At 61.9% G+C, this 26,580-nt stretch carries 21 protein-coding genes and 2 pseudogenes; 12 read left to right on the top strand and 11 right to left on the bottom strand.

Translation table 11 applies throughout. The features are described from left to right. The first annotated feature begins 23 nt into the window (after positions 1 to 23). From AAHB66_RS05875 to AAHB66_RS05865, 3 genes are all read left to right on the top strand, one after another. Positions 24 to 767 (top strand): 3-oxoacyl-ACP reductase family protein, encoded by a 744-nt coding sequence (locus tag AAHB66_RS05875; protein ID WP_347115512.1) that lies wholly within the window; start codon positions 24 to 26, stop codon positions 765 to 767. Between the two features lie 190 nt (positions 768 to 957). Beyond that, positions 958 to 1,254 (top strand): type II toxin-antitoxin system RelE/ParE family toxin, encoded by a 297-nt coding sequence (locus tag AAHB66_RS05870; protein ID WP_347115511.1) that lies wholly within the window; start codon positions 958 to 960, stop codon positions 1,252 to 1,254. After that, the gene (locus tag AAHB66_RS05865; protein ID WP_347115510.1) at positions 1,235 to 1,639 is read left to right on the top strand and encodes a helix-turn-helix transcriptional regulator; all 405 of its coding nucleotides are present in this window, start codon (positions 1,235 to 1,237) and stop codon (positions 1,637 to 1,639) included. Before AAHB66_RS05870 ends, AAHB66_RS05865 begins: the two co-directional genes overlap by 20 nt. Here the strand turns inward: AAHB66_RS05865 and AAHB66_RS05860 are convergent. From AAHB66_RS05860 to entC, 7 genes are all read right to left on the bottom strand, one after another. After that, entirely contained in the window at positions 1,636 to 1,833 is a 198-nt protein-coding gene (locus AAHB66_RS05860; protein ID WP_032616994.1) for a YbdD/YjiX family protein, read from the bottom strand. The genes AAHB66_RS05865 and AAHB66_RS05860 overlap by 4 nt on opposite strands. 103 nt (positions 1,834 to 1,936) lie before the next feature. Continuing rightward, complete coding sequence (gene cstA / locus AAHB66_RS05855) at positions 1,937 to 4,042, bottom strand: pyruvate/proton symporter CstA (protein WP_347115509.1); 2,106 nt, start codon at positions 4,040 to 4,042, stop codon at positions 1,937 to 1,939. 463 nt (positions 4,043 to 4,505) lie between these two features. Then, positions 4,506 to 4,919 (bottom strand): proofreading thioesterase EntH, encoded by a 414-nt coding sequence (gene entH, locus AAHB66_RS05850; protein ID WP_347115508.1) that lies wholly within the window; start codon positions 4,917 to 4,919, stop codon positions 4,506 to 4,508. Next, the gene (gene entA / locus AAHB66_RS05845) at positions 4,920 to 5,675 is read right to left on the bottom strand and encodes a 2,3-dihydro-2,3-dihydroxybenzoate dehydrogenase EntA (protein WP_347115507.1); all 756 of its coding nucleotides are present in this window, start codon (positions 5,673 to 5,675) and stop codon (positions 4,920 to 4,922) included. Further along, a complete protein-coding gene (locus AAHB66_RS05840; protein WP_347115506.1) occupies positions 5,675 to 6,529 on the bottom strand; it encodes an isochorismatase in 855 nt (284 codons plus the stop codon). The genes entA and AAHB66_RS05840 overlap by 1 nt, the downstream gene beginning before the upstream one ends. A gap of 10 nt (positions 6,530 to 6,539) precedes the next feature. Further along, positions 6,540 to 8,138, bottom strand: coding sequence for a (2,3-dihydroxybenzoyl)adenylate synthase EntE (gene entE, locus AAHB66_RS05835; RefSeq protein ID WP_347115505.1), 1,599 nt, complete (start codon positions 8,136 to 8,138; stop codon positions 6,540 to 6,542). Positions 8,139 to 8,147: 9 nt separating this feature from the next. Continuing rightward, positions 8,148 to 9,323, bottom strand: a complete 1,176-nt coding sequence (entC, locus tag AAHB66_RS05830) for an isochorismate synthase EntC (protein WP_347115504.1) — start codon at positions 9,321 to 9,323, stop codon at positions 8,148 to 8,150. A 187-nt stretch (positions 9,324 to 9,510) separates the two neighbouring features. Between entC and fepB the strand changes: the two genes are divergently transcribed. Beyond that, positions 9,511 to 10,470, top strand: a complete 960-nt coding sequence (fepB, locus tag AAHB66_RS05825; RefSeq protein WP_347115503.1) for a Fe2+-enterobactin ABC transporter substrate-binding protein — start codon at positions 9,511 to 9,513, stop codon at positions 10,468 to 10,470. A 67-nt stretch (positions 10,471 to 10,537) separates the two neighbouring features. Here fepB and entS read toward each other — a convergent pair. Then, positions 10,538 to 11,786: pseudogene (gene entS, locus AAHB66_RS05820) on the bottom strand (enterobactin transporter EntS). 111 nt (positions 11,787 to 11,897) lie between these two features. Here entS and fepD point away from each other — a divergent pair. Genes fepD through fepC form a run of 3 tightly spaced genes read left to right on the top strand, consistent with a single transcriptional unit; the run spans position 11,898 to position 14,688 of the window. Beyond that, entirely contained in the window at positions 11,898 to 12,902 is a 1,005-nt protein-coding gene (fepD, locus tag AAHB66_RS05815; RefSeq protein WP_347115502.1) for a Fe(3+)-siderophore ABC transporter permease, read from the top strand. Beyond that, the gene (gene fepG, locus AAHB66_RS05810; protein WP_347116429.1) at positions 12,902 to 13,891 is read left to right on the top strand and encodes an iron-enterobactin ABC transporter permease; all 990 of its coding nucleotides are present in this window, start codon (positions 12,902 to 12,904) and stop codon (positions 13,889 to 13,891) included. The genes fepD and fepG overlap by 1 nt, the downstream gene beginning before the upstream one ends. Further along, positions 13,888 to 14,688 (top strand): iron-enterobactin ABC transporter ATP-binding protein, encoded by an 801-nt coding sequence (fepC, locus tag AAHB66_RS05805; protein WP_347115501.1) that lies wholly within the window; start codon positions 13,888 to 13,890, stop codon positions 14,686 to 14,688. Before fepG ends, fepC begins: the two co-directional genes overlap by 4 nt. Before the next feature lie 81 nt (positions 14,689 to 14,769). Here fepC and entF read toward each other — a convergent pair whose 3' ends face one another. From entF to fes, 3 genes are read right to left on the bottom strand one after another with little or no spacing between them, the layout of a single operon-like run. After that, on the bottom strand, positions 14,770 to 18,636 hold the full coding sequence (entF, locus tag AAHB66_RS05800) for an enterobactin non-ribosomal peptide synthetase EntF (protein ID WP_347115500.1): 3,867 nt from the start codon (positions 18,634 to 18,636) through the stop codon (positions 14,770 to 14,772). After that, the gene (locus AAHB66_RS05795) at positions 18,633 to 18,845 is read right to left on the bottom strand and encodes an MbtH family NRPS accessory protein (protein ID WP_324808425.1); all 213 of its coding nucleotides are present in this window, start codon (positions 18,843 to 18,845) and stop codon (positions 18,633 to 18,635) included. The genes entF and AAHB66_RS05795 overlap by 4 nt, the downstream gene beginning before the upstream one ends. 14 nt (positions 18,846 to 18,859) lie before the next feature. Then, positions 18,860 to 20,062 (bottom strand): enterochelin esterase, encoded by a 1,203-nt coding sequence (fes, locus tag AAHB66_RS05790; protein WP_347115499.1) that lies wholly within the window; start codon positions 20,060 to 20,062, stop codon positions 18,860 to 18,862. A 254-nt stretch (positions 20,063 to 20,316) separates the two neighbouring features. Between fes and AAHB66_RS05785 the strand changes: the two genes are divergently transcribed. The 5 genes and pseudogenes from AAHB66_RS05785 (at position 20,317) to AAHB66_RS05765 (ending at position 26,579) form a co-directional block, all read left to right on the top strand. After that, the gene (locus AAHB66_RS05785) at positions 20,317 to 22,557 is read left to right on the top strand and encodes a TonB-dependent siderophore receptor (protein WP_347115498.1); all 2,241 of its coding nucleotides are present in this window, start codon (positions 20,317 to 20,319) and stop codon (positions 22,555 to 22,557) included. Positions 22,558 to 22,710: 153 nt separating this feature from the next. Beyond that, complete coding sequence (entD, locus tag AAHB66_RS05780; protein ID WP_347115497.1) at positions 22,711 to 23,355, top strand: enterobactin synthase subunit EntD; 645 nt, start codon at positions 22,711 to 22,713, stop codon at positions 23,353 to 23,355. A gap of 135 nt (positions 23,356 to 23,490) precedes the next feature. Next, positions 23,491 to 24,432 (top strand): D-ribose ABC transporter substrate-binding protein, encoded by a 942-nt coding sequence (locus AAHB66_RS05775; RefSeq protein ID WP_347115496.1) that lies wholly within the window; start codon positions 23,491 to 23,493, stop codon positions 24,430 to 24,432. Between the two features lie 11 nt (positions 24,433 to 24,443). Next, positions 24,444 to 25,052 carry a DUF2291 family protein gene (locus AAHB66_RS05770; RefSeq protein ID WP_347115495.1) on the top strand — a complete coding sequence of 203 codons (609 nt, stop codon included), beginning with the start codon at positions 24,444 to 24,446 and terminating at the stop codon, positions 25,050 to 25,052. Next, positions 25,052 to 26,579, top strand: a pseudogene (locus AAHB66_RS05765) (sugar ABC transporter ATP-binding protein). The gene AAHB66_RS05770 and the pseudogene AAHB66_RS05765 overlap by 1 nt, the downstream one beginning before the upstream one ends. The last annotated feature ends 1 nt before the right edge of the window (position 26,580 follow it).

Raw genomic sequence — 26,580 nt, 5'->3', positions numbered from 1 at the left:
TCATCACTTAAGTTGAGGTCATCATGCAGATCGATTTAACAGGTAAGAAGGCGCTGGTTACCGGGGCCAGCCGGGGTTTAGGGCGCGCCATTGCGCTCTCGCTGGCCCGGGCGGGTGCCGATGTGGTTATCACCTACGAAAAATCCGCCGATAAAGCCCAGGCCGTCGCGGATGAAATTACGTCGTTAGGTCGTCTCAGCGAGGCGATTCAGGCCGACAGCGCCAGCGCAGAGGCCATTCAGGATGCCGTCACCCATGCGGCACGCACCCTGGGCGGGCTGGATATTCTGGTCAATAACGCCGGGATTGCGCGCGGCGGGCCGCTGGAGTCCATGACCCTGGCGGACATTGACGCTCTGATTAACGTTAATATTCGTGGGGTGGTGATCGCCACCCAGGCCGCGCTGGTGCATATGTCCGACGGCGGACGGATCATCAACATCGGCAGCTGTCTGGCCAACCGCGTTGCCCAGCCGGGTATCGCGGTATATTCGATGACCAAATCGGCGCTCAACTCCCTGACCCGCGGACTGGCGCGCGACCTCGGCCCGCGCGGCATTACCGTCAATCTGGTCCACCCCGGCCCCACCAACAGTGATATGAACCCGGAGGACGGTGTGCAGGCCGCATCCCAGCGTCAGCTCATTGCCACCGGGCACTACGGCCAGCCGGAAGATATCGCCGCCGCGGTCACCTTCCTCGCCAGCCCCGCCGCCGGGCAGATCTCCGGCACCGGTCTGGATGTGGACGGCGGCCTGAACGCCTGACGTCCGCTCGCAAAGGTTATGCATGCCTCTGTCGCCCGGCAGAGGTATTTTCGACCCGTCTCGACGATCCGCTTTTTGCCGCTTTTTTCGCTCCAGACCCCGACCTACAGTACCTCATAAGACATTCGGAATTTATCTAATAGTCTTATTATTTCCTTATATTTTGTGTGGGCGTACAGTGGAGGTACGGATGAAGATTTTCTGGTCACAGGCTGCGAAGAAGGCACTGGCTAAAATTGACAGCCGGTATCGGCAGCGAATAGAAGCAAAGCTTGCCCAACTGAATGACCGCTCGGCTCCCCGACCCGATATCAAGAAAATATCGGGTTCTGAGAACCGTTTCCGTCTGCGAGTAGGTGATTATCGAATCTTCATTACCCTTCAGGATAATCACCATCACGAATGTTATGTTTTAGCCATTAAACGCAGAACAACAACGACCTACCTGCACGAGGAGGATATGCCCTATGGCTGTTCAGATAATTAAGGACGATGAAGGGAAAGCACAGTACGCCGTTATCCCTTATGACGAATACTTTTGGATGCGCTTGCAATTATCAGAAATCGACGATGAAACGGATGACGACCTGGAAGATATTGAGATCGAGCACGATATCTACGATGACGTTTGGTTGCCCGGCGACGTGTGCAGCATCATGACCTGGCAGGAGGTCAGCCTGCAGGCCGCCTGGCGCATTCATCGCGGCTTATCGCAACAGGAGGTGGCCGACAAACTGGGCATCAGCCAGTCCGCCGTGTCACAGCTCGAAGCCGTCGACTCCCGTCCGCAGAAACGCACCCGTGAAAAACTGGCGGCTATTTACGGCTGTAAACAAGAGCAGATCAGTCTTTACCTGCCGAAAGAGGGTTAACAGCACTTCGCTCCGCCTTTGGCGCCGTAACGGGCGTCCTGGCGATCGCGGAAAAATGCTTCGTAGGTCATCGGGGTCTGGTCAGGATGGTTGACGCGCATATGCTCAACGTAGTTGTCGTAGTCCGGCACGCCGATCATCATTTTTGCCGCCTGGCCTAAGTACTTACCTGCTTTGGATAGGGTGTCGAACATAATTCGGTTTCTCGTTGTTTCCCCTCACCCTAACCCTCTCCCAAAGGGAGAGGGGGATAAGGATTGTAGGCCGGGTAAGCGCTAGCGCCACCCGGCATTGCCTTTAATGCGCCCCTTTCGCCTGGGTCACAATCTCTTCATAGTTGGCAGGCATCGGCTGATACGGCGTCTCTTTCGCCGTTGGCTTGTCCTGTTTCAGGGCGGCCAGCGCGGTCTTCAGAGAATACAGCGCCAGCACCACAACCACCACCATAAAGAAGATGGTCAGCCCGGCATCCAGACGGTTGTTAAACACCAGCTGTGACAGCTGCGACTCGGTGTACTGGGCCGGGATCTTACCGCTGTCGATCATCGCCTGGAACTTGTTGGCGATGGCGAGGAAGCCCACTTTATTATCCGGGCTGAAGGCTTTCTGCCAGCCGGCGGTCAGGGTACAGATCAACAGCCAGGCCGTTGGCACCAGGGCCACCCAGGCGTAACGCTGACGTTTCATCTTGAACAGCACCACCGCGCAGAGCATCAGCGCCATACCGGCCAGCATCTGGTTCGCGATCCCGAACAGCGGCCACAGGGTGTTGATGCCGCCCAGCGGGTCGACCACCCCCTGATGCAGGAAGTAACCCCACGCCAGCACGCAGAGCGCCGTTGCCAGCAGGTTGGCCGGCAGCGATTCGGTGCGTTTCAGGTTAGGTGAAATCACCCCCAGCAGATCCTGCAGCATAAAGCGCGCCGCACGGGTCCCCGCATCCACCGCCGTCAGGATAAACAGGGCCTCGAACAAAATGGCAAAGTGATACCAGAACGACACATCCATCAGGCCGCCCAGCGCGCCGTGCAGAATGTAGGCCATCCCCACCGCCAGGGTCGGTGCCCCGCCCGCACGGGAGATAATCGACTGCTCGCCCACCTCATTGGCAATCTGGCTCAGGGTGTCCGGGGTAATAGCAAAGCCCCAGCCGCTGACCACCTGCGCCGCAGAGGCCACCACGTCCGCCGTACCGGCCGGGGCCAGCACCGCCATCGGGCTGTTCATTGCAAAGTAAACGCCCGGATCGATAATGCAGGCCGAAACCAGCGCCATAATCGCGACGAAGGATTCCATCAGCATGCCGCCATAGCCGATCAGGCAGGCCTGACTTTCATTGGCCAGCATCTTCGGCGTGGTGCCGGAGGCGATCAGGGCATGGAAGCCAGAAACCGCGCCACAGGCGATGGTGATAAACAGGAACGGGAACATATTGCCGGTCCAGACCGGGCCGGTACCGTCAATGAATTTGGTCACCGCAGGCATGGTCAGGGTCGGGCGCATAATCAGAATGCCAATCGCCAGCCCGATGATGGTGCCGATTTTCAGGAAGGTGGAGAGGTAATCGCGCGGGGCAAGCAGCAGCCACACCGGCAGAACGGCGGCCACAAAGCCATAGCCCACCAGCATCCAGGTCAGCTGTACGCCGGTAAAGTCAAAATACGGCGCCCAGGTCGGGCTCTCGGCCACCCAGCCACCGGAGATAATGGCGAACACCAGGAAGAACAGGCCAATCACCGACACTTCGCCAATGCGCCCCGGGCGCAGATAGCGAATGTAGATCCCCATGAAGATCGCCAGCGGAATGGTGAAGGCAACGGTGTATGTCCCCCACGGGCTGTGGGTCAGTGCTTTCACCACGATCATCGCCAGCACCGCGAGGATGATCACCATGATCATAAAGGTCGCGATCAGGGCAATGACCCCGGCGGTCGGGCCCATCTCCTCTTTCACCAGCTCGCCGAGCGAACGTCCGTCGCGGCGGGTGGAGACGAACAGCACCATAAAGTCCTGCACCGCACCGGCCAGTACCACCCCGGCAAGGATCCAGATCATCCCCGGCAGATAGCCCATCTGCGCGGCAAGCACCGGCCCCACCAGCGGCCCGGCCCCGGCGATGGCGGCAAAGTGGTGACCGAACAGCACTTTTTTGTCGGTCGGCACATAGTCCAGACCGTCGTTATGCCGCACCGCCGGCGTCATGCGCGTCGGGTCGACGGAGAGCACGTTGCGGGCGATATACTGGCCGTAAAAACGGTAGGCAATCAGATAGATACAGACCGCTGCGACCACTATCCACAGCGCATTGATCTGTTCCCCGCGGTTGAGGGCGATATAGCCCAGCGCAAAGGCGCCCACCACGGAGAGCCCTGCCCAGATGAGGTATTTCCCTGAGTTGTTCATGATATGGTTTCCATCATCGCAGAAGTGAGATGTTACATTTTGTATCTATAACACTCGCTTAAGATTTAACAACTCAACCACACTTAAAAACAGACATCCAACCAGTCATTTACATAACATTGTTAAGCCGATCACTTTCACCCAGGACGAGGTTGTTAACTCGGTGCACGAAATGCCCGGTGGCGCTTCGCTTACCGGGCCTACAACATCCCTGAAACGTAGGCCGGGTAAGGCGAAGCCGCCACCCGGACAACAGCAACCCCGAACCGTAGGCCGGGTAAGGCGAAGCCGCCACCCGGACAACAGCAACCCCGAACCGTAGGCCGGGTAAGGCGAAGCCGCCACCCGGACAACAGCAACCCCGAACCGTAGGCCGGGTAAGGCGAAGCCGCCACCCGGAAAACAGCAACCCCGAACCGTAGGCCGGGTAAGGCGAAGCCGCCACCCGGCAACATCGCGCAACCTACCCCAACACCATCGTACTCAACCTGCACGTACAGCACCGCCGTCCCTGCTCGTCATACACCACGATCTCCCAGCTCTGGCTGGTGCGCCCGAGGTGCAGGGGCTGACATACCCCGCGCACCTTACCCTGCGCCACCGCCCGGTGATGGGTGGCGTTCAGCTCCGTGCCCACCACGCTCTGTCCGTCGCCGGTCATCAGGAAACCGGCCATCGACCCCAGGGTCTCCGCCAGCGCCGCCGACGCGCCGCCGTGCAATAAACCAAACGGCTGATGCGTACGGGCATCCACCGGCATCTCGGCTTCCAGCGTGTCGTCGCCGATCCGGGTATAGAGGATCCCAAGATGCGCCACCATCGTGTTCAGGCTGGTGTCGTTCAGCGCCTCCAGGGATAAATGTCGTTTCCAGATCATCTAGGCCCCCAGCGTGGAGCCGCCGTCCACCACGATATCCTGCAGGGTGATATGGCTGGCGAGGTCGGAAGCGAGGAACAGCACGGTATGCGCAATCTCCTGCGGACGGGCGATTTTGCCCAGCGGGATGCCGAGCTTGAACTGCTCGCCAAAGCCGCGAATGCGCTGCTGTTCGGCGTCATCGCTCACCCACAGGGTGCGCTGCATGTCGGTATCGGTCGAGCCCGGCGACACCAGATTACAGCGCACGCCGCTGCCCGCCAGCTCGAGGCCGACGGTCAGGGCCAGGCTTTTCAGCGCCGCTTTCGACGCCCCATAGGCGCTCATGCCGATGCGCGGCGTATGGGCCGCGTCGGAAGCCACGGTGACAATCGCCCCGCCCTGCTGACGACGGAACTGGCCCATCGTCTGCTGGAACAGGTTGAACGCCCCGCCGACGTTGACCGCAAAGGTCTGTTGCCAGTCCTCCTGCGACAGCTGGTCCGTCGCCCCCATCCGCAGGATCCCGGCGGCATTGACCAGCACATCCAGACGTTCGATCGTTGCCAGCAGACGCCCGCAAACCTCGTGCACCTGACCCGCGTCCGCCACGTTCAGCACTTCGGTGGCAAAGGGATAGCTCGCCTGCGGGAAGGCGACGTCAAAGCCCGTCACCTGTGCGCCCGCCTCCGCAAACGCCCGCGCGGTGGCGTAACCGATGCCTTTTCCGGCTCCGGTCACCCAGACGGTTTTCCCGGCGAAATCGAACCTGGCCATTATTTCACCTCGCGGGAGAGCAGCGCCCACCAGGCATCCAGGGTCGGGTTTTTCGCCAGCATCACGAAGTCGATATCGCCATGCACTTTGCGCCAGCGCGCCGCCAGGGCCATCATCTGCACCGAATCCAGACCGTAGTCGATCAGGTTTTCGTCATCCAGCGGCTCGTCGGACTCATCCAGCAGCGGCAGGATGAGTTCGCGCAGCGCCGCTTTCGAGACAGGAATAGACGGCAGCAGTTCGTCGGTCATCACCACGCGCCCGGAGCGACCGGCCACATACTTAAGCGACATCAGGTGCTCATCCCGGGTGAAGTCCGCCAGCGCATCGGCGACGAAGAACGGCTGGATGTCGCGCATAAAGGCGTCGGTGGCGGTGGTCATGCAGCCGATGTGGGCATATACGCCGGTGATGATCAGCTGGTCGCGGCCGGTCTCTTTGAGCATCTGCTCCAGCGGCGAGCGGTGAAACGCGCTGTAGCGCCACTTCACCAGCACGGTGTCGGCTTCATCCGGGGTCAGCTCTGCGACAATGCGCTGCTGTTCCGGCGAGCGGGTCAGGCCCGGTCCCCACATGTCATTCAGCAGGGCGCGGTCCTCATCGCTCTGCTCTTTCGGCTGGGCGGTATAATAGACCGGAATATTGTGCTGTTTGCAGTAGTCGCGCAGGCGGGCAATGTTCGCCACCACCTGGGCCATCATCGGGCAGTTATCGCCCCAGAAGTTGAGGAAATACTCCTGCATATCGTGGATCAGCAGCGCGGCGCGCGCGGGCTCCATGGTCCAGTTGACTTTGTTGGTCGGCATATCTGCCGCGCCTGGCAGCGCGTAACCGGTTAATTTTGGAATTGCCATCTTCTGCTCCTCAGCCCTGCGCCCGTTCGGCCAGCCACAGGCGTAATTGTTTTTTATCGACTTTGCCTACCGGCGTCAGGGGCAGTGCCTCCAGGCACTCCACGCGATCCGGCAGTTTGAATTCAGCCACGCCCTGCTCGCGCAGGAAGCGGCGCACTTCGACCGCGCGCAGGGGCTGTTTCACCACCAGATACGCGCAGCTCTTCTCGCCCAGCAGGCTGTCCTCCATGCTGACCAGCGCGGCGTGGATCACCGCCTCGTGGCGCAGGAGCAGGTTTTCCACCTCTTCGGCGGCAATCTTCTCCCCGCCACGGTTGATCTGATCTTTCTCGCGTCCCTGTACGGTGATATAGCCCTGCTCGTCAATGGCGATCAGATCTCCGGAGCAGTAAAAGCCGTTGGCATCAAAGGCGCTGGCGTTATGTTCCGGGCTTTTGTAGTAGCCGCGGAAGGTGTAAGGCCCGCGGGTCATCAGACGTCCCACCTCGCCGCGCGGCAGCGGATTACCCTGCTCGTCGGCCACCCACACTTCGTCATCCGCGCACATCGGACGGCCCTGGGTATTCATGATGCGTTCCGGGGCATCGTCCAGCGCGGTGTAGTTCACCAGCCCTTCGGCCATGCCAAACACCTGCTGGAGCTGGCAGCCCATCTCCGCCGGAATACGGGCGGCAAGCGTAGCGGAGAGACGCGCACCGCCCACCTGCAATAGCTGCAGCGACGCCAGCTGGGCATTGCCAGTCCCTTCCGCGATAGCCTGCAGCCACAGACTGACCGCCGGAGGTACCAGCGAGGTGACGGTGATCTGATGCTGTTCGATAAGCGGGAAGCAGAGCGTGGCGCTCGGATCGTTGGCCAGCACCACGCAGCCCCCGGCCATAAAGATCCCCAGCGTGCCCGGGGAGCTCATCGCGAAGTTGTGCGCCGCCGGGAGGGCATTCAGGTAACGGGTTTGCGCACTAATCCCGCAGATCTCGTTGCTGCGACGAATGCTGTAGTAGTAGTCGTTGTGGGTGCGCGGGATCAGCTTCGGCGTGCCGGTGCTGCCGCCGGAGAGCTGGAAGAACGCCACCTCATCGGCCGGGGTCGGGCTGGCGATAAAGTTATCCGCCGGGCGGGCAATGGCCGCCTCCAGCCCTTCGCCACGCAGCAGCACCATGCGCACAGAGCGGTGTTGATCGACAAAGGTGTTGAGGAAGTCGTCGCCGGCAAACAGGCCGTGGGCACGATCGGCAATCAGCAGCGCGGGTTCAATCTGGCTGGCGTAGGCGTTCAGCTCGCTGCGCTGATGACTAAAGAGGGCATTGACCGGGGCCACGCCCACCTGCAACAGCGCGAAAAAGGTGATGTAGAACTCGGCGACGTTGCCCAGCTGTACCAGGGCGGTTTCGCCCCGCTGGACGCCCTGCGCCTGCAGCGCGGCTGCGAGGTTATTAACGGACTGCTGGAGCTGGCGATACGTGAAGCGGCGTTCGCCGTCGATAAGCGCCAGCGCATCGCTGTCGGCGTGGCGGGTCAGGATCTCCGTCAGAGGCTGATCCTGCCAGTAACCTTTTTCACGATAGCGGCGGGCGAAGTCGTCGGGCCAGCGGGTAAAGGGAATAGTCATGATGGATCCTTAATGCAGGCCAAAAACGTTGAGCATGGTGGTCAGTTTGACGCCGGTTTCGCGCCACTCGGCCACCGGTGAGGAGGCAGGCACAATCCCGGCGCCGGCAAACAGGCGCACGCGGTTGGCGTGAAGGCGCGCGCAGCGGATGGTCACCACCCACTCGCCGTTGCCTTCGCTGTCGCACCAGCCGACGATGCCGCCGAACAGTTCGCGGTCGAACGGCTCCAGCTCGGCAATCAGCGCTTTCGCCGCCAGATGCGGGAAGCCGCTCAGGGCCGGGGTCGGGTGCAGCAGGCAGGCCAGCGTCAGGGCGTTTTCATCTTCACGCGCTTCGCCTTCCACCGGGGTGGCGAGGTGCCACAGGGTCGGGGTGGTCACCAACTGCGGTGAAGCCGGCATGGTCAGCTGATGGCTGCGCGGGGTCAGCACCGCCTTCATCGCCTGGGTGACCAGTTCGTGTTCGTGGCGATCTTTTGCCGAGGCCAGCAGCTTGTTGCCTGCCTCGCGATCGAGCATGTCGTCCGGCTGACGGCGGGCGGAACCGGCCAGCGGCAGGGAGCTGAAGTGGGCCCCCTCTTTGCGCAGCAGCAGCTCCGGGCTGGCACCCAGCAGCACCCCGCCATCCTCCAGCGGCACATGAAAGTTAAAGCTGGCCGGGTTCTGGGCAATCAGTTTTTCCAGCAGCGCGCCGCTGTCGAGGCTCTCTTCGGTGGCAATGTCGATCAGGCGCGACAGCACCACCTTGTTGACGCGTGGGGTAGCGGTCAGGGCGGCGGCGCGGGCGACCATCTCTTCGAAGGCTAACTGGGCCGGGATCTCGGTGCGGGATTTAACCGTCAGCGGTGAGGTTCGGGTGGCATAGCGGGCAGACTGCTGGCGCGCCGGGCGGGCAAAACTGTGCCACTCCTGCGGAATGAACAGCGACGACGGCTGGCGGGTATCAAAGGGGATCGCCCCTACCATCACCGGGTTAGCAATTCCGGCGGCTTTAGCATCGGCAAAGGCCTGAGCCAGCTGCTGCTGAAACGCGCTGGCCGGATCGTCGCCGCCAACGGCTGGGGTGGAAAATCGGGCAAAGCAGCCAGACGTGGTAAAGCTGCGATAGGGCGACATAAAGAAGAAGCTGTCTTTGTGCAGCGTGGTCGCGGTGTGCTGAACGTCCTCATCCAGTGACGTATCCATATCATCCTCCTGAAATGATAAAAGCAGTAAGAATTATTATCATTTATATTTTCGCTGGCTAACCTAATCCCAGAGCGCGATGGTGTCAACCGTCGACGGCGCATCTTGTGCGACTATCGCTTGCATCCCTGCGGCTCATTCATGAAAATGAGAAGCATTAACTTCAACGAAAACAGGATGCCCCTTAGTGAAACTGCCCGCTGCTTGTCGTAACACCCTGCTTTTAATGGGACTTTTAATTTCAGGATTAACCTCAGCGCTGGCCGCCGACTGGCCGCGTCAGGTCACGGATAGCCACGGAACCCACACGCTTACGAGCAAACCGACGAGGATTGTCTCCACCAGCGTGACCCTCACCGGCTCGCTGCTGGCGATTGACGCCCCGGTCATCGCCAGCGGGGCGACCACCCCAAACAACCGGGTGGCAGATGACCAGGGCTTTTTGCGCCAGTGGGGCGAGGTGGCCAAACAGCGTAAGCTCGCGCGGCTGTACATCGGTGAGCCAAGTGCCGAAGCCGTTGCCGCCCAGATGCCGGATCTGATCCTGGTCAGCGCCACCGGCGGGGACTCCGCCGTGGCGCTGTACGATCAGCTCTCGGCCATCGCCCCGACGCTGGTGATCAACTACGACGACAAAAGCTGGCAGGCGCTGCTGACTCAGCTGGGCACCATTACCGGCCAGGAGAAGCAGGCCGCCGCGCGGATTGCCGAGTTTGATACCCAGCTCACCCGGGTGAAGCAGCAGCTGAAGCAGCCCCCGCAGCCGGTGAACGCCATTGTGTATACCGCCGCGGCCCACAGTGCCAACCTGTGGACCGCCGAGTCGGCGCAGGGCAAGCTGCTGCAACAGCTGGGCTTCTCCCTTGCTACCCTGCCCGCCGGGTTGAACCCGTCGCAAAGCCAGGGCAAGCGCCACGACATTGTGCAGTTAGGGGGTGAAAACCTGGCGGCCGGGCTGAACGGCGAAGGGCTGTTCCTGTTTGCCGGCGATCGGAAGGATGTGGATGCGATCTACGCCAACCCGCTGCTGGCCCATCTGCCGGCGGTGCAAAACAAGCGCGTCTGGGCGCTGGGCACCGAGACCTTCCGTCTGGATTATTTCAGTGCGATGCGGGTGCTGGCGCGTTTAGAGGGGTTGTTTAAGTAAGGTGCGGCCTTGTGCCCGGCCTACGATTTTCTCCCTCTCCCTGTGGGAGAGGGCCGGGGTGAGGGCATCAAGCCGCACTATCGTTTAAAACAGGCTCCTGGCGGAACCGGCGTAACTCCGCCAAAACCACCAGCAGTATCGCCCCCATCATCGCCAGCACAAATCCGCTGCTGCTGGCCGAGGCCACCGGGGTCATAATCACCCCCAGCCCACCCAGAATGGCCGCGCCTATCGCATCGCCGGTGACGTTCTGCGCCGTCCACAGGCCGTTGATGCGGCCGAGCATCGCTTCCGGGGTCTGGGTCTGGATCAGGGTGTATTGCAGCAGGGAGCTGACCGCGCTCAGCCAGCCGAACAGCGCCAGGCAGAGCACGCCCAGCGCCCAGACCGGCATCAGGCTGAAGAAACCAATCGCAATAAACGAGGCCAGGGTTGCCAGCAGCATAATCAGCCCCGGGCGGGCACTCTGCGCCAGGTTACCGCTGGTCAGCGCGCCAAAAGCCGCCCCCAGCGGGATCGCGGCATACAGCAGGCCAATCTGCGACACGCTCATCTGCCACTCCATCGCCAGCGCCGGATAGAGCACCCGCACCGCACTTGCCATCGTCAACAGCCCCCCCCAGCAGGGCGATGCCGCCAATCAGCGGATTGCTGAACAGAAAACGGATTGCCGCCATCAGCGATTTCAGCGGATGTTCACGCGGCTGCGGCGGAGGCGGCAGTAAAGGCAGACGCAGCAGGGTTAAGGTGGTGATAAAGGTACCCGCAGCGGCCAGGCCGTAGTTCCAGGCAACGTTCCCGGTGCCGAGCAGCAGGCCGCCGACCATCGGCGAGATCACCGACCCCAGACGCACGGTCAGCATGGTGATAGCGCCTGCCTGCATCAGGTTTTCGCGCCCCACCAGCGCCGGGGTTGCCGCCAGCAGCGCCGTCACCCCTAATGAGGCAAAAAAACCGTCCCACAGGCCGAGGGCATAAATCGCAATTAATGACGGCTCCGGCAGCATCGCGTTCAGACACAGCCCAACAAAACCCACCCCGCAGGTGCCACGCGCCAGCAGAATCAGCTTTTTACGCTCGTAGCGATCCGCCAGCACCCCGCCGACCATCAGGCCGATAAACATCGCTCCGCCGGTCAGGGTGACGGAGAGCCCCACCAGCCAGCTGGAGTGGGTCATCATCTGGATTTGCACCGGTACGGCCACGCCGAGCAGGCCAAGGGATAAAATGGAGATAAAACGGGCAATAAAAACAGCACGAAACGCCGGATGGGTCTTCAGCAGGCTCAGATTGAGCAGCCAGGATTGTCGGGTCATTACAAAGCCTTAATGGTTTCTTTTGTACCAATTCCATGGCCGCACATGCTAACATAGCTAAATAAGATAGATAACGATAATTACTATCATTATCAAATCATGGACGTTGCTATGTCGTACTCCTCTTCCGCGTCACGCGCCCTTGCCGTGCCCGGTTTACTGTTACTGCTCACGTTTGCCGTCGCCCTCAGCCTGTCGGTGGGTGCGAAACCGCTGCCGTTCTCCGTGGTAGTGGATGCCCTCACCGCCACCTGTCAAAGCGCCGACTGCACCATCGTGCGGGATGCCCGCCTGCCGCGCACCCTCGCCGGGCTGCTGGCCGGTGCCGCTCTCGGTCTCGCCGGGGCGCTGATGCAAACCCTGACCCGCAATCCGCTGGCCGACCCGGGCATTCTCGGCGTTAACGCCGGGGCCAGCTTCGCCATCGTGCTGGGCGCGGCGCTGTTTGGCTTCTCCTCCCCCAGCGAACAGCTGGTGATGGCGTTGTGCGGGGCCTTTGCCGCCTCGCTGCTGGTGGCTTTTACCGGCAGCCAGGGCGGGGGCCAGCTCAGCCCGATACGCCTGACGCTGGCGGGCGTGGCGCTGGGCGCGGTGCTGGATGGCCTCTCCAACGGCATCGCCCTGCTCAACCCTGACGTCTACGATCAGCTGCGCTTCTGGCAGGCCGGCTCGCTGGATATCCGCACCCTGCAAACGTTACAGGTGGTGAGCGTGCCGGTGCTGATCGCCGCCGCCGTGGCGCTGCTGTTAAGCCGGGCGCTCAACAGTCTGAGCCTCGGCAGCGACACCGCGACCGCCCTCGGCAGTCGCGTGGCGCGCACCCAGCTGATCGGATTACTGGCCATCACCGTCCTGTGCGGCAGCGCCACGGCGGTGGTGGGCCCCATCGCCTTTATCGGCCTGATGATGCCGCACATGGCGCGCTGGCTGGTGGGGGCCGATCACCGCTGGTCCCTGCCGGTGACCCTGCTTGCCACCCCTGCCCTGCTGCTGTTTGCCGATATTCTCGGGCGTCTGCTGGTGCCCGGCGAGCTGCGGGTGTCGGTGGTCAGCGCCTTTATCGGCGCGCCGGTGCTGATTTTCCTGGTGCGCCGCAGGCGCGGAGGTGCTCTGTGATGGCCCCATCCCGTCGTTTAATTCTCAGCTGTCTGGTGCTGATGCTGGTCAGCCTCGGCGTGGCCCTGTTTAGCCTGCGTAGCGGGGCGGTAACGCTTGATTTGTCTCAGGTCTTTAATGCCCTCACCGGCAGCGCGCCGCGCAATATCACCATGGTGGTCACCGAATGGCGTTTACCGCGGGTGATGATGGCCCTGCTGGTTGGCGCTGCTCTTGGGATCAGCGGCGCGATTTTCCAGTCGCTGATGCGCAACCCCCTCGGCAGCCCGGACGTGATGGGCTTTAACACCGGGGCCTGGAGCGGCGTGCTGGTAGCGATGGTGCTGTTCGGTCAGCACCTGACGGCCATTACCCTGGCGGCGATGGCGGGCGGGATCCTCACCTCGCTGATCGTCTGGGCACTGGCGTGGCGCGACGGGATCGAAACCTTCCGCCTGATCATCATCGGCATCGGCATGCGCGCCATGCTGATGGCCTTTAATACCTGGCTGCTATTACAGGCCTCGCTGGAGACCTCGCTCTCTGCCGGGTTGTGGTTCGCCGGGTCGCTCAACGGCCTGACCTGGGCCAAAACCCTGCCCGCCGCCCCGCTGATCCTGCTGATGTTTGTCTGCGCATTACTGCTGGTGAAACGGATGCGTCTGCTGGAGATGGGCGACGACAGCGCCTGCGCGCTGGGCGTCAGCGTTGAGCGTTCGCGTCTGATGCTGATGCTGGTGGCGGTGGTGTTAACCGCCGCGGCTACCGCCATTGCCGGGCCGATCTCCTTTATTGCCCTGGTCGCGCCGCACATCGCCCGCCGTCTGAGCGGCACCGCCCGCTGGGGGTTAACCCAGTCGGCGCTGTGCGGATCGCTGCTGCTGCTGGCGGCAGATCTCTGCGCCCAGCAGCTGTTTATGCCGTATCAACTTCCGGTGGGGGTCGTGACCGTCAGTCTTGGCGGTATCTACCTCATCGTCTTGCTTGTTCAGGAGTCCCGCAAGAAATGAGTGCCAATCAAACCCGCTTGCGCGGCGAAAATCTGACCCTCGGCTACGGTAAAAAAACCGTGGCCGAGGATCTGCAGGTGGCGATCCCCGACGGCCACTTCACCGCCATTATCGGCCCCAACGGCTGCGGGAAATCGACCCTGCTGCGCACCCTCAGCCGCCTGATGACGCCGCTGCACGGCAACGTTTTCCTCGATGGCGAGCAGATCCAGCGCTATGCCAGTAAAGAGGTAGCGCGCCGGATCGGGCTGTTGGCGCAAAACGCCACCACGCCAGGGGATATCACCGTGCAGGAGCTGGTGGCGCGCGGACGCTATCCGCACCAGCCGCTGTTTACCCGCTGGCGTAAAGAGGATGAAGCGGCGGTCACCAAAGCGATGCTGGCCACCGGGATTACCGACCTGGCGGCGCAGAGCGTGGATACCCTCTCCGGCGGGCAGCGCCAGCGGGCGTGGATTGCGATGGTGCTGGCCCAGGAGACGTCGATCATGCTGCTGGACGAGCCGACCACCTGGCTGGATATCAGCCATCAGATCGATCTCCTGGAGCTGCTGAGCGATCTGAACCGCACCCAGGGCTTTACCCTGGCGGCAGTGCTGCACGACCTCAATCAGGCCTGCCGCTATGCCACCCATTTGATTGCCCTGCGCGACGGGAAGATTGTGGCCGAGGGTGCGCCGAAAGAGATTGTGACCCCGGAGCTGATCGAGCGGATCTACGGCATGCGCTGCATGATTATTGACGATCCGGTGGCGGGCACGCCGCTGGTGGTGCCGCTGGGAAGACGTGCGGTCTGATGCCCTCACCCCGGCCCTCTCCCACAGGGAGAGGGGGGAAAACCGTAGGCCCGGCAAGCGTAGCGCCGCCGGGCGTTTTCACTACCCCAATATCCCCTTCAATACCGGCCCTATCGTCTCAAACGCCTGCGGGGAGATGATGTCCACGTGGGCGCAATCCTGGCGATAGACCTCCAGCTCCCCTACCCATGGCGTCCAGGCCTGGTGCGGATCCATCGCTCGCGTGCGTTCGGCAACAAACAGGGTCGCTTTGCCGTCAAACTTCGCACTGTGCGCTGTGGTCAGCAGACGCACCGCATCGGCGTAGTTACCCTCGATCGCGCTGAACAGCTCCCCGGATGCCTGGCCCTGCTGGGCGGCGAGGAACGCCTGCCGCTCGCGCTCGATCTCCGCTAACACCTCAGGATCGAGACCGTTCGCCTCTTTTTCACGCCAGTTTTGCGTCTCCGGCGGCCAGGTATCCAGCAGGCCAAGGAACGTGACCTCTTCACCCTGCGCGCGCAGGCGGGCGGCGATGCCCTGTGCCAGCGTGCCGCCCAGCGAATAGCCGAACAGATGATAAGGCCCGTGTGGCTGTTGCGCCCGCAGCGTCGCCAGATGCCGATCGATCACCTCATCGAGCGTGGCGCAGTGCTGCATCGGCCCCGGTCGCGGCGACTGGATGCCGGTAATCGACCAGCGTGGACTGAGGTAGCGTGCCAGGACGCTGAACTGCCAGGCAAAACCGGAGGCCGGATGGAAGCAGAACAGCGTCGGGCCCTGGCTTTCGCGCAGGGGCAAGATCGTTTCGTAGCCCAGACGCCGGGCCTGCTCGTCGCTGATGTCGGATGCCAGCAGCGCACTCAGCTTGCCCACCGTCGAGGCCACCATCACCTGGCCGGGCGTCACCTGGCGGGCAAAGTGGCGGCTGAGGCTGGCGGCAAGGCGCATCGCCAGCAGCGAGTGGCCGCCAAGGGCGAAGAAATCCGCCTCGATGTCGTTGATCTCACAGCCCAGCAGAGTAGAAAACGCCGCGGCAATCGCCTGTTCGGTATCGCTTTCCGGGGCGCGGCCCTGAGTTTTCACCGTCAGCTCCGGCAGCGGCAGCGCCTTGCGATCCAGTTTGCCGTTGGCGCTGAGCGGCAGCGCGCTGAGTTGCAGTAACACCACTGGCACCATATGCGGCGGCAGCTGGGTTTTCAGGGCAGTTAAAAGCGCGTCGCGATCCAGCGGCAGGCCGGATTCCGAGACCATGTAACCCACCAGCTGACGGGCATCGCCGCCGGTGTTCGCCGCCTGGTTGATGACGCAGGCATGGGTCACCGCCTGAGCCACGTCCGGCAGGGTCAGCATCGCCCGGTCGATTTCCCCCAGCTCAATGCGCTGGCCGCGAATTTTCAGCTGATCGTCGCTGCGACCTAAATATTCCACCGCGCCGTTATCCAGCCAGCGGGCCACGTCACCGGTGCGGTACATGCGCTCGCCAGGCGCGAATGGGTCGGCGATAAAGCGGCTGGCGGTCAGGTCCGGACGGCCCAGGTAGCCCTGCGCCAGCTGGATGCCGGTGAGATAGAGATCCCCCGCCACCCCGAACGGCACCGGGCGCATCATCGCATCCAGAATGCGCAGGCCGGTGTTCCATACCGGGAAGCCGATCGGCACGCTGTTGCCTGTCACCAATGCCAGCTCCGGGCCAAAGGCCGGATACCAGCTGACGTCCACCGCCGCTTCAGTGGGGCCATACAGATTATGCAGCGGCGCGTGGGTGAGCTGCTCCCACTCCCGGCACAGGGCGGTGGGCAGAGCTTCGCCGCTGCAAAATACCTGTTTCAGGCTGGCGCAGCAGGCGGCGTTTTCCGGGGTCAGCGAGGCGACAAAGGCCGCCAGCATCGAGGGGACAAAGTGGGTGGTGGTGACGCCGTATTTCGCAAAGAAATCCTGCATCGCCAGCGGATCGCGGTGCGCCTCCGGCTCGGCCATCACCAGCTTCGCCCCGGCGATAAACGGCCACCAGAACTCCCATACCGAGACGTCAAAGCTGCACGGCGTTTTTTGCGCCACCACGTCGGCAGCGGTGAGCGGGTAGTGGTTTTGCATCCACAGCAGGCGGTTGACAATGGCGGTCTGGCCGACCATCACCCCTTTCGGCCGTCCTGTCGAGCCGGAGGTAAAGATGATATAGGCGGTTTGTTCCGGGGCACTGAGGTTGAGCGGGGCGCTGCCCTCAGAACTTAATAGTGTGTTGTAACTAAAAAGGGACACAGGCAGATGGCTGAAGCGCGGACGCTGGTTATCGTCGGTGATGAGCAGCGACGGCTTCGCGTCCTCGATCATCATCTGCAGGCGATCGTCGGGATACCCGGTGTCCAGCGGCAGCCAGGCGGCCCCCGCTTCGACAATGGCGTGCAGGGCCAGGGTCAGGAATACCGAACGCGGTAGCGCCACCGCCACGCTGTCGCCGGGCTTCACGCCCCGGGCACGGAGCTGGTTCGCCAGGGCCACCACCTGCTCGCGCATCTGGCGATAATTCAGTTCGTATTGTGCATCGGCCAGCGCCGGGGCGTCCGGGGTTTTCGCCGCCTGCTCCGCCACCAGCGCGCTCAGGGTGGTGAGCGGCAGAGGAACTGCTGTCTGGTTAATCTTTTCCAGCTGCTGATATTCGGCGTCAGACACCGTTTCGGCCTCGCCGCAGCGCAGATCGATGTTGGCAGCAAACTGCGCCAGCAAGGCATGGAGGCGCTCGACGTGGCGCACCAGGGTGGCCTCATCGTAACGCTGCTTGTTGGCGAGGATCTCAATGCTCAGGCCGCCCTCCTCGTCCGGGAACAGCGCCATCTCGAGGTCGTTGACCGGGCCGGTCGCCAGGGTGTGGGTGACTGCCTGAACGCCCTCGATATCCAGCTGGTAGTCGAAGACCTTGACGTTGAACACCGGGCCAAACAGGGCTTCGTCGCTGGCTGCGCGCCCGCTGTCGCGGACAATCTGCTCGGCGTCGTAACGCTGATGACGGCGCATTTTTTTCATCTGACCGGCCAGGCGCTGGGCCAGCTCCGGCAGCGTCTCCTGTGCCCTGATATTCACCGCCAGCGGCAGCACGTTCAGCACCGGGCCGGTGGCGGTCAGCGCCGCGGAGCCCATCCGGCGCATAAAGATAAACCCGGCGGCATAGTTCATGCGTCCGGTCAGGCGGGCGAGCCACAGGGCCACCAGCGCCAGGGCGAGGTCGGTGCGCTGGCTCTGGCTGACCGTGGTTAAACGGCTAAACGCCTGACGATCGGCGGTCAGCTTCAGGCGCAGAATATCGGTGGTGGCGGCACGTCCCGGCAGCGGCGCGCTGGAGAGCGATACCGGCGGCGGGAGCTGCCTGCGCTGTTCGGCCCAGAAGGCACCGTCGCGCACGTATGCCTCGCTGTCGCGGTAGCGCTGATATTCCTCTACCACTTCAGCAAATGGCGTAAACGGCGAGTCCGGCGTGGCGTCGCCGTTGGACCAGGCGCAATAAATGGCGGCGATCTGGCGGGTAATGGCCGGAAAGCTGAAGCCATCCACCACTAAGTGGTGATAGCGCTGATACCAGTACCAGCGGTTGTCAGCCACCTGCATCAGCAGGTGGAAGGCCAGCGACTGACCGCTGTCGACGCGCAGGTTCTGGTTAAGATCGGCGTGCATCTGCGCCTGCGCCGCAGCGTGCGGATCGGCGTGGGCGCGCAGGTCAATAATCTGCGGCTCCGGCAGGAGCATGGTGTCATCCACCCACTGGCGGATCTCACCGTTGTCCTCGGTAAACTGCGTGCGCAGGGTATCGGCCTGCATCATGCCCGCCACCACCGCTTTCGCCAGCAGCGGGGCATTAACCGGGCCGGTCAGCTCGACGTAGTGGGCTACGCTCCAGGCGTTGGGCAGGTCGGAAAGCTGTTCCGCCATCCAGATCCCCGGCTGGGCGGCCACGAGAGGAAGTTGTGCGCTCATGCGTTCACCTGTGCAAAATGGGCCGGGATCAGGGTTTGCCAGCGGTTGGTAAGCCACTGCTGACAGGCTTCCTGCGACTGCGGCTCGCATACCACGCGCCAGCCGTCGGGCAAGGCGCACTGCTGCGGCCACAGGCTGTACTGCTGCTGCGCGTTTTGCACAATGGCGAACAGACCCTGCGGATCGTCGAAGGGGTTACTGAATTCCATACCAGACTCCATTGTTAAATAAGCGGCTGCCAGAGAGTCATCAGCCCCTGCGTCAACCCTCCCCGCCAGCAAAGTGCATCATGTCCGCCGTCCACCGGACGCCAGAAAACAGGCTGCTGCGTATGCTGTAGCTCGGCGTACAGCGCCTGACAGGCGCGGTAGATCAGCGGTTCCCGTCGTCCCGCCTCCAGGACGATGCGCAGGCCCTTCGCCGACAGCTGTTGGTTTTTAAGCTGTTCGATAATCATGCCGTCCTGCTTGCCGCCGCGATGGGGCCACCAGAAAGAGCCCGACTGGCTGAGCACGCAGCCAAAACGCTCCGGCCAGTGCAGCCCGGCATAGAGGGCGGAGAGCCCGCCGAAGCTCTGCCCGGCGACCACCGTGCGGTCGGCGCGGTCGCTGAATGGCACCAGCTGATGTACCTGCGGAAGGAGTTCTTCCTGCACCGCCAGCCAGAAGTCGGGGTTGCACGGCAGCTCGCGGCTGCGGTGGGCGGTGTCGATCACGTCGATCAGCACGTAGACCGCGGGCGGCAGCTGGCCCTGGTCGGTGAGCGCCGTCAGCGCGGGCCACACAGGCATGCTTTCGGCCCAGAACTGGCCGTCGAGCAGCACCGCCAGCGGGCGCTCGTGAGGGGTTTCTTCGCCGGTGGTGAAGATCCAGACCCGGCGGGTGTTGCCGAGCCTGGCGCTTTCCCAGGAAATACAGTGTGGAGGAGGATAAGCGGTAGTAAGGCGATCCCAGCCCGGCTGAACCGGGGCTTCGGGCATCTCCAGCGCCGAGACCGGATGACCGCGCCCGCCGCGCCAGTGCTGTGGGTTAAGCGGATCGGCAACGGCGTGCGGCAGCAGCTTGCGCCAGCCTTCGCGCAGGGCCATGCGATCCGGCGGATCGGTGGCAAACACCGCCTCACTGAAGTCGTCTTCGTGAGCTGAGGGGATAAAACAGTAGCTGCCGCGCCAGTTTGGGCTGAACTCGCCCTGCCACTGCCAGACGTCGGTTCCGGCAATGCGCACCAGCGTCTGCGGACGGGCATTATGGTGGTGATCGGTCACGCCGGTGATGTAGAGCCACACCCGTTTCAGCGGCGACGTCTGCTCTGTTCCGCCCGGATCGCGCCACCAGAATGTGACCCGACAGTGATCCCCTTCCCGCACCCATTCGGGCCCCTGTTTCGACTGCCACCAGCCGTCACTTCCCGTTTCCCGCGTCGTCACCACTCTAACCCCATGACCTGTTCGGTTTTTTTGATAAAAGATAAACAATATCGATAATATTATTGATAACTATTTTCATTTGCAATAGCGTATGGGCGCGCTGTGGGAAGCGCGCACATTAAATAACCATGCCATGCGCTGCGTACTGACTCAGGACTGAGGGGTTTTCGCAGACTGCGGGCGATATCCTTCCGCCGCCTCACCCATTCGGGACGGAGCCATGAGGCATGCGGCATCGAAAAGCAGGACATACAATGAATAACAAGCTTCACTCACTGGCCTTACTGGTCAACCTGGGGATTTACGGTGTGGCACTGCCTGCAATGGCAGCCGATACCGCGGGCAACGAAGATACCATGGTGATCACCGCCGCCGAGCAGAACCTGCAGGCGCCGGGCGTTTCCACCATCACCGCGGATGAGATCCGTAAAAACCCGGCGGCGCGCGATGTGTCAGAGATCATCCGCACCATGCCGGGCGTTAACCTCACCGGGAACTCCACCAGCGGCCAGCGCGGCAACAATCGCCAGATTGATATCCGCGGCATGGGCCCGGAAAATACCCTGATCCTGATTGACGGTAAGCCGGTGACCAGCCGTAACTCCATCCGTCTGGGCTGGCGCGGCGAGCGTGACACCCGCGGTGATACCGGCTGGGTGCCGCCAGAGATGATCGAGCGCATCGAGGTGATCCGTGGCCCGGCGGCGGCGCGTTATGGCAACGGCGCGGCGGGCGGCGTGGTGAACATCATCACCAAAAAAGTGAGCAACGAGTGGCACGGCTCCTGGAACACCTATCTGAATGCCCCTGAGCACGACGAAGAGGGCTCCACCAAACGCACCAACTTTAGCCTCAATGGCCCGCTGGGCGGGGATTTCAGCTTCCGCCTGTACGGCAACCTGGATAAAACCCAGGCCGACGCCTGGGACATCAACCAGGGCCATCAGTCTGAACGTACCGGCGCCTACGCAGATACGCTGCCTGCCGGACGCGAAGGGGTCGAGAATAAAGACGTCAACGGCGTGCTGCGCTGGGACTTTGCTCCGATGCAGGCCCTGCAGTTCGAAGCCGGTTACAGCCGTCAGAACAACCTCTACGCGGGCGATACCCAGAACACCAACAACGACAACAGCAGCAACGGGCTGGTGAAGAAGAACTACGGCAAAGAGACCAACCGTCTCTATCGCCAGAACTTCGCCCTGACCTGGACCGGCGGCTGGGATAACGGCATCACCACCAACAACTGGGCGCAGTATGAACACACCCGTAACTCCCGTCTGGGTGAAGGGCTGGCGGGCGGTCTGGAAGGGCTGTTCAACAGCAATAAGTTTACCGATACCGACCTGTCCGACGTGATGCTGCACAGCGAAATCAGCCTGCCGATCGACTTTATCGTCAACCAGAACCTGACCCTCGGCACCGAGTGGGATCAGCAGCGGATGAAGGATATGTCCTCCAACGGCCAGGCCCTGCAGGGCGGCACCATTCCGGGCGTGAGCGACAGCCGCAGCCCGTACTCCGATGCTGAAATCTTCTCCCTGTTCGCGGAGAACAACATGGAGCTGACCGACAGCACCATGCTGACCCCGGCGCTGCGCTTCGATCATCACTCTATCGTCGGCAACAACTGGAGCCCGTCCCTGAACCTGTCCCAGGGGCTGGGAGATGACTTCACCCTGAAGATGGGCATCGCCCGGGCCTATAAAGCCCCGAGCCTGTACCAGACCAACCCGAACTACCTGCTCTACAGCAAGGGCCAGGGCTGCTACGCGAGCGCGGACGGCGTCGGCTGTTATATGCTGGGTAACGAGGATCTGAAAGCCGAAACCAGCATCAATAAAGAGATCGGTCTGGAGTGGAAACGCGACGGCTGGCTGGCGGGCGTGACCTGGTTCCGTAACGACTATCGCGACAAGATTGAAGCGGGCTATGCTCCGGTGGGTCAGACCTCCCTCGGCAAGACCAAAACCGATATCTACCAGTGGGAAAACGTGCCGAAGGCGGTGGTGGAAGGGCTGGAAGGCACCCTGAACGTGCCGGTCAGCGACACCATCAACTGGACTAACAACATCACCTACATGCTGCAAAGCAAGAACAAGGAGACCGGCGACCGTCTGTCGATCATCCCGGAGTACACGCTGAACTCGACCCTGAGCTGGCAGGTACAGCAGGATGTCTCCCTGCAGTCGACCTTCACCTGGTACGGCAAGCAGCAGCCGAAGAAGTACAACTACAAAGGCCAGCCGGCGAGCGGATCTGAGCTGGATGAAGTCAGCCCGTACAGCATCGTTGGCCTGAGCGCGACCTGGGACGTGACCAAATACGTCAGCCTGACCGGCGGCGTGGATAACGTCTTCGACAAACGCCAGTGGCGTGCGGGTAATGCCCAGACCACAGGGAATACCACCACCGGGGCCTATATGTATGGCGCGGGTGCGTATACCTATAACGAGCCGGGCCGCACCTGGTATATGAGCGTGAATACGCAGTTCTGACACCTCCCTCTCCCTGTGGGAGAGGGCCGGGGTGAGGGCATCAGGCCGCACCATTGCCTGTTCCCCCTCACCCTAACCCTCTCCCTCAAGGGAGAGGGAACCGTCCGGTGCTTGTGCTACCATAAGAGCCCTTTTTTCCACGGCGAGAAGCACATGCAGACCTCTTACTCCACGTTTCTTCTGGCCGGATACACCGTTCACCGCATCACCTTCGATCCTGCGACTTTTACCGAGGCCGATCTTCTGTGGCTGCCGCACTATCAACAACTGAGCCAGGCCGGGCGCAAGCGCAAAGCCGATCATCTGGCCGGGCGCATCGCCGCGTTTCATGCCCTGAACCGAAAAAATATTCCCGGCATCGGCAGCAGCGGCGAACCGCTGTGGCCTGCGGGCATAAGCGGGAGCATTTCCCACAGCGGCATGCAGGCTGTAGCAATATGCCGGGAAAATGGACTTGTGGGCATCGATTGTGAAGCCATTATCGTCGAAAGCGAAGCCCGTGAAATTCAGGATGGGGTGATTGATGCGCAGGAAGCTCAGCTTCTGGTCGCGAGTCATCTCCCCTTCGACCTCGCCTTCACCCTCGCCTTCAGCGCCAAAGAGAGCCTGTTCAAAGCCCTCTTCCCCCAGGTGCAGGCGTGGATGGGTTTCGACAGCGCGCGCGTGACGGCGCTTGCGGCCGACAACCTGACCTTAACCCTCACCCGCCCTCTCCCGCCCTTTGCACAAAATCAGGTATTTACCCTTCACTGGTGCCGGATCGACAGCATGGTCATCACCCTGATCTGCGATGCATAACCGCTCAGGATCGTGATCCTTTTCTCCTTTTAAACAAATTAGCTGCCTAAACCGTAGACAGTTTTATCAGGCAGACTTATCGTTACATTGAATAATAAATCATTATTGAATAAATATTCAATGTGGAGAAAAAGAATGAACACGACCTTTGTAAAATCCGCTTTACTGGCCTCAATGATCGCCGCTTCCGGCTCCCTGTTTGCCGCCGATAACGGACTCATTGCGATTATTACTCCCTCACACGACAACCCGTTCTTCAAGGCTGAAGCCGACGGCGCGGCGGCGAAGGCGAAAGAGCTGGGTTACACCACCCTTGTCGCCTCGCATGACGATGACGTGAACAAACAAAACCAGCTGATTGAGACCGCTATCGCCCGCAAAGCGAAAGCGATCATTCTGGATAACGCCGGGGCAGATGCCACCGTCGGTCCGCTGGAGAAGGCCAAAGCGGCAGGCGTCCCTGCCTTCCTGATCGATCGTGAAATCAACAAAACCGGCGTGGCGGTGGCGCAGATTGTCTCGAACAACTATCAGGGGGCGCAGCTGGGTGCGGAGAAGTTCGCGAAGCTGCTGGACGGCAAAGGCAAATACGTTGAGCTGCTGGGCCGTCCGTCGGACACCAACGCTCACGTCCGCTCCCAGGGCTACCATGACGTGCTGGATGACTATCCGGACATGAAGATGGTGGCGCAGCAGACCGCCAACTGGAGCCAGACCGAAGCCTTCACCCGTATGGAAGCCATCCTGCAGACCAACCCGGATATCGTCGGCGTGATCTCCGGTAACGACACCATGGCGCTGGGTGCCGAAGCGGCGCTGAAGGCTGCCGGGAAAAACAACGTGATTGTGGTCGGCTTTGACGGCAGCGACTACACCCGCGACTCGATCCTGAAAAAAGGCAACATCAAAGCCACGGTCCTGCAGCCGGGCTGGCAGCAGGCGCAAATGGCCGTTGAGCAGGCGGATTACTACCTGAAAAACGGCAAAGCGGAAAAAGACGAGAAACAGCTGATGGACTGCGTGCTGATCGATGAGTCCAACGCCAGCAAGCTGAATGTGTTCAACCTCAGCAAATAAGCGGAGGCAGTATGCGGTTAAAACAATGGGGCGCCGCGCTAACAGGCGCAGCCGCCCTGTTGCTGACGGCCTGCACCGTGGTGGATCTGGATGAGAACGGCAAGCCCATCATGCCTGCCGATCCCAACGCTAAAGCGAGCTTTGACAACCAGACCCCACAGCAGATCGCGCAACAAACCTGGCAGCCACGGATCCTCGATGCCGCCAAAAGCCATGCGCTGGACGCCAGTGCGCTTTCCACCCAGCTGAAAACGCCCTCTGACAACGCGCAGAGCGTGTTCGTGCGCCTCAGCGGCAAAGTGGAGCGCGTGGAGGCCAGCAGTGCCAACGAGCAGAAACTGGTGATGACGGTGAACGGCCAGCCGCTTCAGATCCAGACCGGGCCGGTGATGCGCGGCAACGCCATCCGCGACGCGGCGGGTTTCCGCTTCGATGAGTTTACCAACCAGGTCCAGTATGCCCAGCTCTCCCGGGCGTTAAACCGCGAGGCGGTGAAGCATCTGCCGAAAGTCGATGACAGCTGGAGCGGTAAAAATGCCACCGTGCTGTTCGCCACCACCCTGACGGGCGGCAAAGCGAATGAAGCGGCGGCGCTGGAACTGAAACAGGAGACGCCGTGATGAGCGATAACCCGGCAGAGGACATTATCCTCAGCACCCGCGGCATCTCGATGCTGTTCCCTGGTACCGTGGCGCTGGATAAGGTCGATTACCGCGTCTGGCGCGGCAAAGTGAACGTTATTATCGGCGAGAACGGCGCCGGGAAATCGACGCTGATGAAAATCCTTGCCGGGGTGCAGCAGCCCAGCCTCGGCGAGATGTGGCTCAACGGCAAGCAGGTGGCGTTCGCTAATACCCGGGATGCCGCCGCCCACGGGATCGGCATGGTGCATCAGGAGCTGAACCTGTTTGAAAACCTCAACGTGGCGGAGAACGTCTTCCTTGGGCGCGAGCTGCAAAAAGGGGTGACGCCGATTAACGAGGCGGAGCAGGAGTCCCGCACCGCGGCGCTGCTGAAACGCCTCGATCAGCCCATCTCCCCGCGGGAGCTGGTCGGCAACCTGAAGGTCGGGCAGCAGCAGCTGATTGAGATCGCCAAGGCGCTGGCCGAGGACGCCGACATTCTGATCCTCGACGAGCCCACCTCGGCGCTGAGTAAAACCGAGGTGGAGATCCTGTTTCGGGTGATCCGCGAGCTGACCCGCCAGGGGGGTCACCATCATCTATATCTCCCACCGGCTGGAAGAGCTGATGGCGATAGGCGATGTCATCACCATCCTGCGCGACGGCAAATTCCAGGCCGAGGCGAAGGTGCAGGATATCGACGTGCCCTGGATCGTGCGCGAGATGCTCGGCAGCGATCCGGTGAGCAACTTCCTCGAGCCGGGCCGCACCTTCGGCGCGCCAGTGCTGGAGGCGGAACACATCACCTGCGTCAATAGTGCCGGGAATACGGTGGTTAACGACGTCAGCTTCCAGGTGAACGCCGGGGAGATCGTCGGTATCTACGGCCTGATGGGTGCCGGACGCACCGAGCTGTTCGAGTGCATGCTCGGCACCGAGCGCAACTATCTGGGCAAGCTGTGGCTCGACAGCAAACCGGTGCCGCAGCGGCTCACCACCGCCGAGCGCATCCGCATGGGGATGAGCCTGGTGCCGGAAGACCGCAAGCGCACCGGGATATTTCCGGGGTCGTCGGTGGCCAGCAACCTGACCATCGCCAGCCTGTGGCGTCGCCTGCAGCGCGGTTTCACCATCGCCCAGAAAGCGGAGCAGGCGGTGGTGGCCAGCACCATCGGCAATCTGTCGATTAAGGTTTCCACCCCCGAGGTGGAGATCCAGGCGCTCAGCGGCGGCAATCAGCAAAAAGTGGTGATTGGCCGCTCGCTGCTGACCAATCCGAAGGTGCTGTTCCTTGATGAGCCGACGCGCGGCATAGACGTGGGCGCCAAAGCGGACGTGTTCCGCATGATGGTGCAGCTGTCTCAGCAGGGCATCGCGGTGGTGTTTTCCACCTCGGATTTGAAAGAGATTATGGCGGTATCGGACCGCATTCTGGTGATGTCCGGCGGCAAACTGACCGCCGATATTGTTCGCGATCGGGCCGAAGAATCGGCACTGGTCACCGCAAGTGCTCAGGGGTTCTAAG

This window comes from Leclercia sp. S52, from assembly GCF_039727615.1.
Taxonomy (GTDB): domain Bacteria; phylum Pseudomonadota; class Gammaproteobacteria; order Enterobacterales; family Enterobacteriaceae; genus Enterobacter; species Enterobacter adecarboxylatus_B.
The sequence above is the reverse complement of the archived record's forward strand: the minus strand, read 5'-3'. Positions and strand labels throughout refer to the sequence as shown.

Coding starts and splice junctions, on each gene's coding strand:
- AAHB66_RS05860 (WP_032616994.1), bottom strand. CDS start 1,833: ATGTTCGACACCCTATCCAAAGCAGGTAAGTACTTAGGCCAGGCGGCA.
- AAHB66_RS05775 (WP_347115496.1), top strand. CDS start 23,491: ATGAACACGACCTTTGTAAAATCCGCTTTACTGGCCTCAATGATCGCC.
- fepD (WP_347115502.1), top strand. CDS start 11,898: ATGTCGTACTCCTCTTCCGCGTCACGCGCCCTTGCCGTGCCCGGTTTA.
- entH (WP_347115508.1), bottom strand. CDS start 4,919: ATGATCTGGAAACGACATTTATCCCTGGAGGCGCTGAACGACACCAGC.
- AAHB66_RS05770 (WP_347115495.1), top strand. CDS start 24,444: ATGCGGTTAAAACAATGGGGCGCCGCGCTAACAGGCGCAGCCGCCCTG.
- AAHB66_RS05785 (WP_347115498.1), top strand. CDS start 20,317: ATGAATAACAAGCTTCACTCACTGGCCTTACTGGTCAACCTGGGGATT.
- AAHB66_RS05865 (WP_347115510.1), top strand. CDS start 1,235: ATGGCTGTTCAGATAATTAAGGACGATGAAGGGAAAGCACAGTACGCC.
- entE (WP_347115505.1), bottom strand. CDS start 8,138: ATGACTATTCCCTTTACCCGCTGGCCCGACGACTTCGCCCGCCGCTAT.
- AAHB66_RS05870 (WP_347115511.1), top strand. CDS start 958: ATGAAGATTTTCTGGTCACAGGCTGCGAAGAAGGCACTGGCTAAAATT.
- entD (WP_347115497.1), top strand. CDS start 22,711: ATGCAGACCTCTTACTCCACGTTTCTTCTGGCCGGATACACCGTTCAC.
- entC (WP_347115504.1), bottom strand. CDS start 9,323: ATGGATACGTCACTGGATGAGGACGTTCAGCACACCGCGACCACGCTG.
- entF (WP_347115500.1), bottom strand. CDS start 18,636: ATGAGCGCACAACTTCCTCTCGTGGCCGCCCAGCCGGGGATCTGGATG.
- cstA (WP_347115509.1), bottom strand. CDS start 4,042: ATGAACAACTCAGGGAAATACCTCATCTGGGCAGGGCTCTCCGTGGTG.
- AAHB66_RS05795 (WP_324808425.1), bottom strand. CDS start 18,845: ATGGAATTCAGTAACCCCTTCGACGATCCGCAGGGTCTGTTCGCCATT.
- fepC (WP_347115501.1), top strand. CDS start 13,888: ATGAGTGCCAATCAAACCCGCTTGCGCGGCGAAAATCTGACCCTCGGC.
- entA (WP_347115507.1), bottom strand. CDS start 5,675: ATGGCCAGGTTCGATTTCGCCGGGAAAACCGTCTGGGTGACCGGAGCC.
- fepG (WP_347116429.1), top strand. CDS start 12,902: ATGGCCCCATCCCGTCGTTTAATTCTCAGCTGTCTGGTGCTGATGCTG.
- AAHB66_RS05840 (WP_347115506.1), bottom strand. CDS start 6,529: ATGGCAATTCCAAAATTAACCGGTTACGCGCTGCCAGGCGCGGCAGAT.
- AAHB66_RS05875 (WP_347115512.1), top strand. CDS start 24: ATGCAGATCGATTTAACAGGTAAGAAGGCGCTGGTTACCGGGGCCAGC.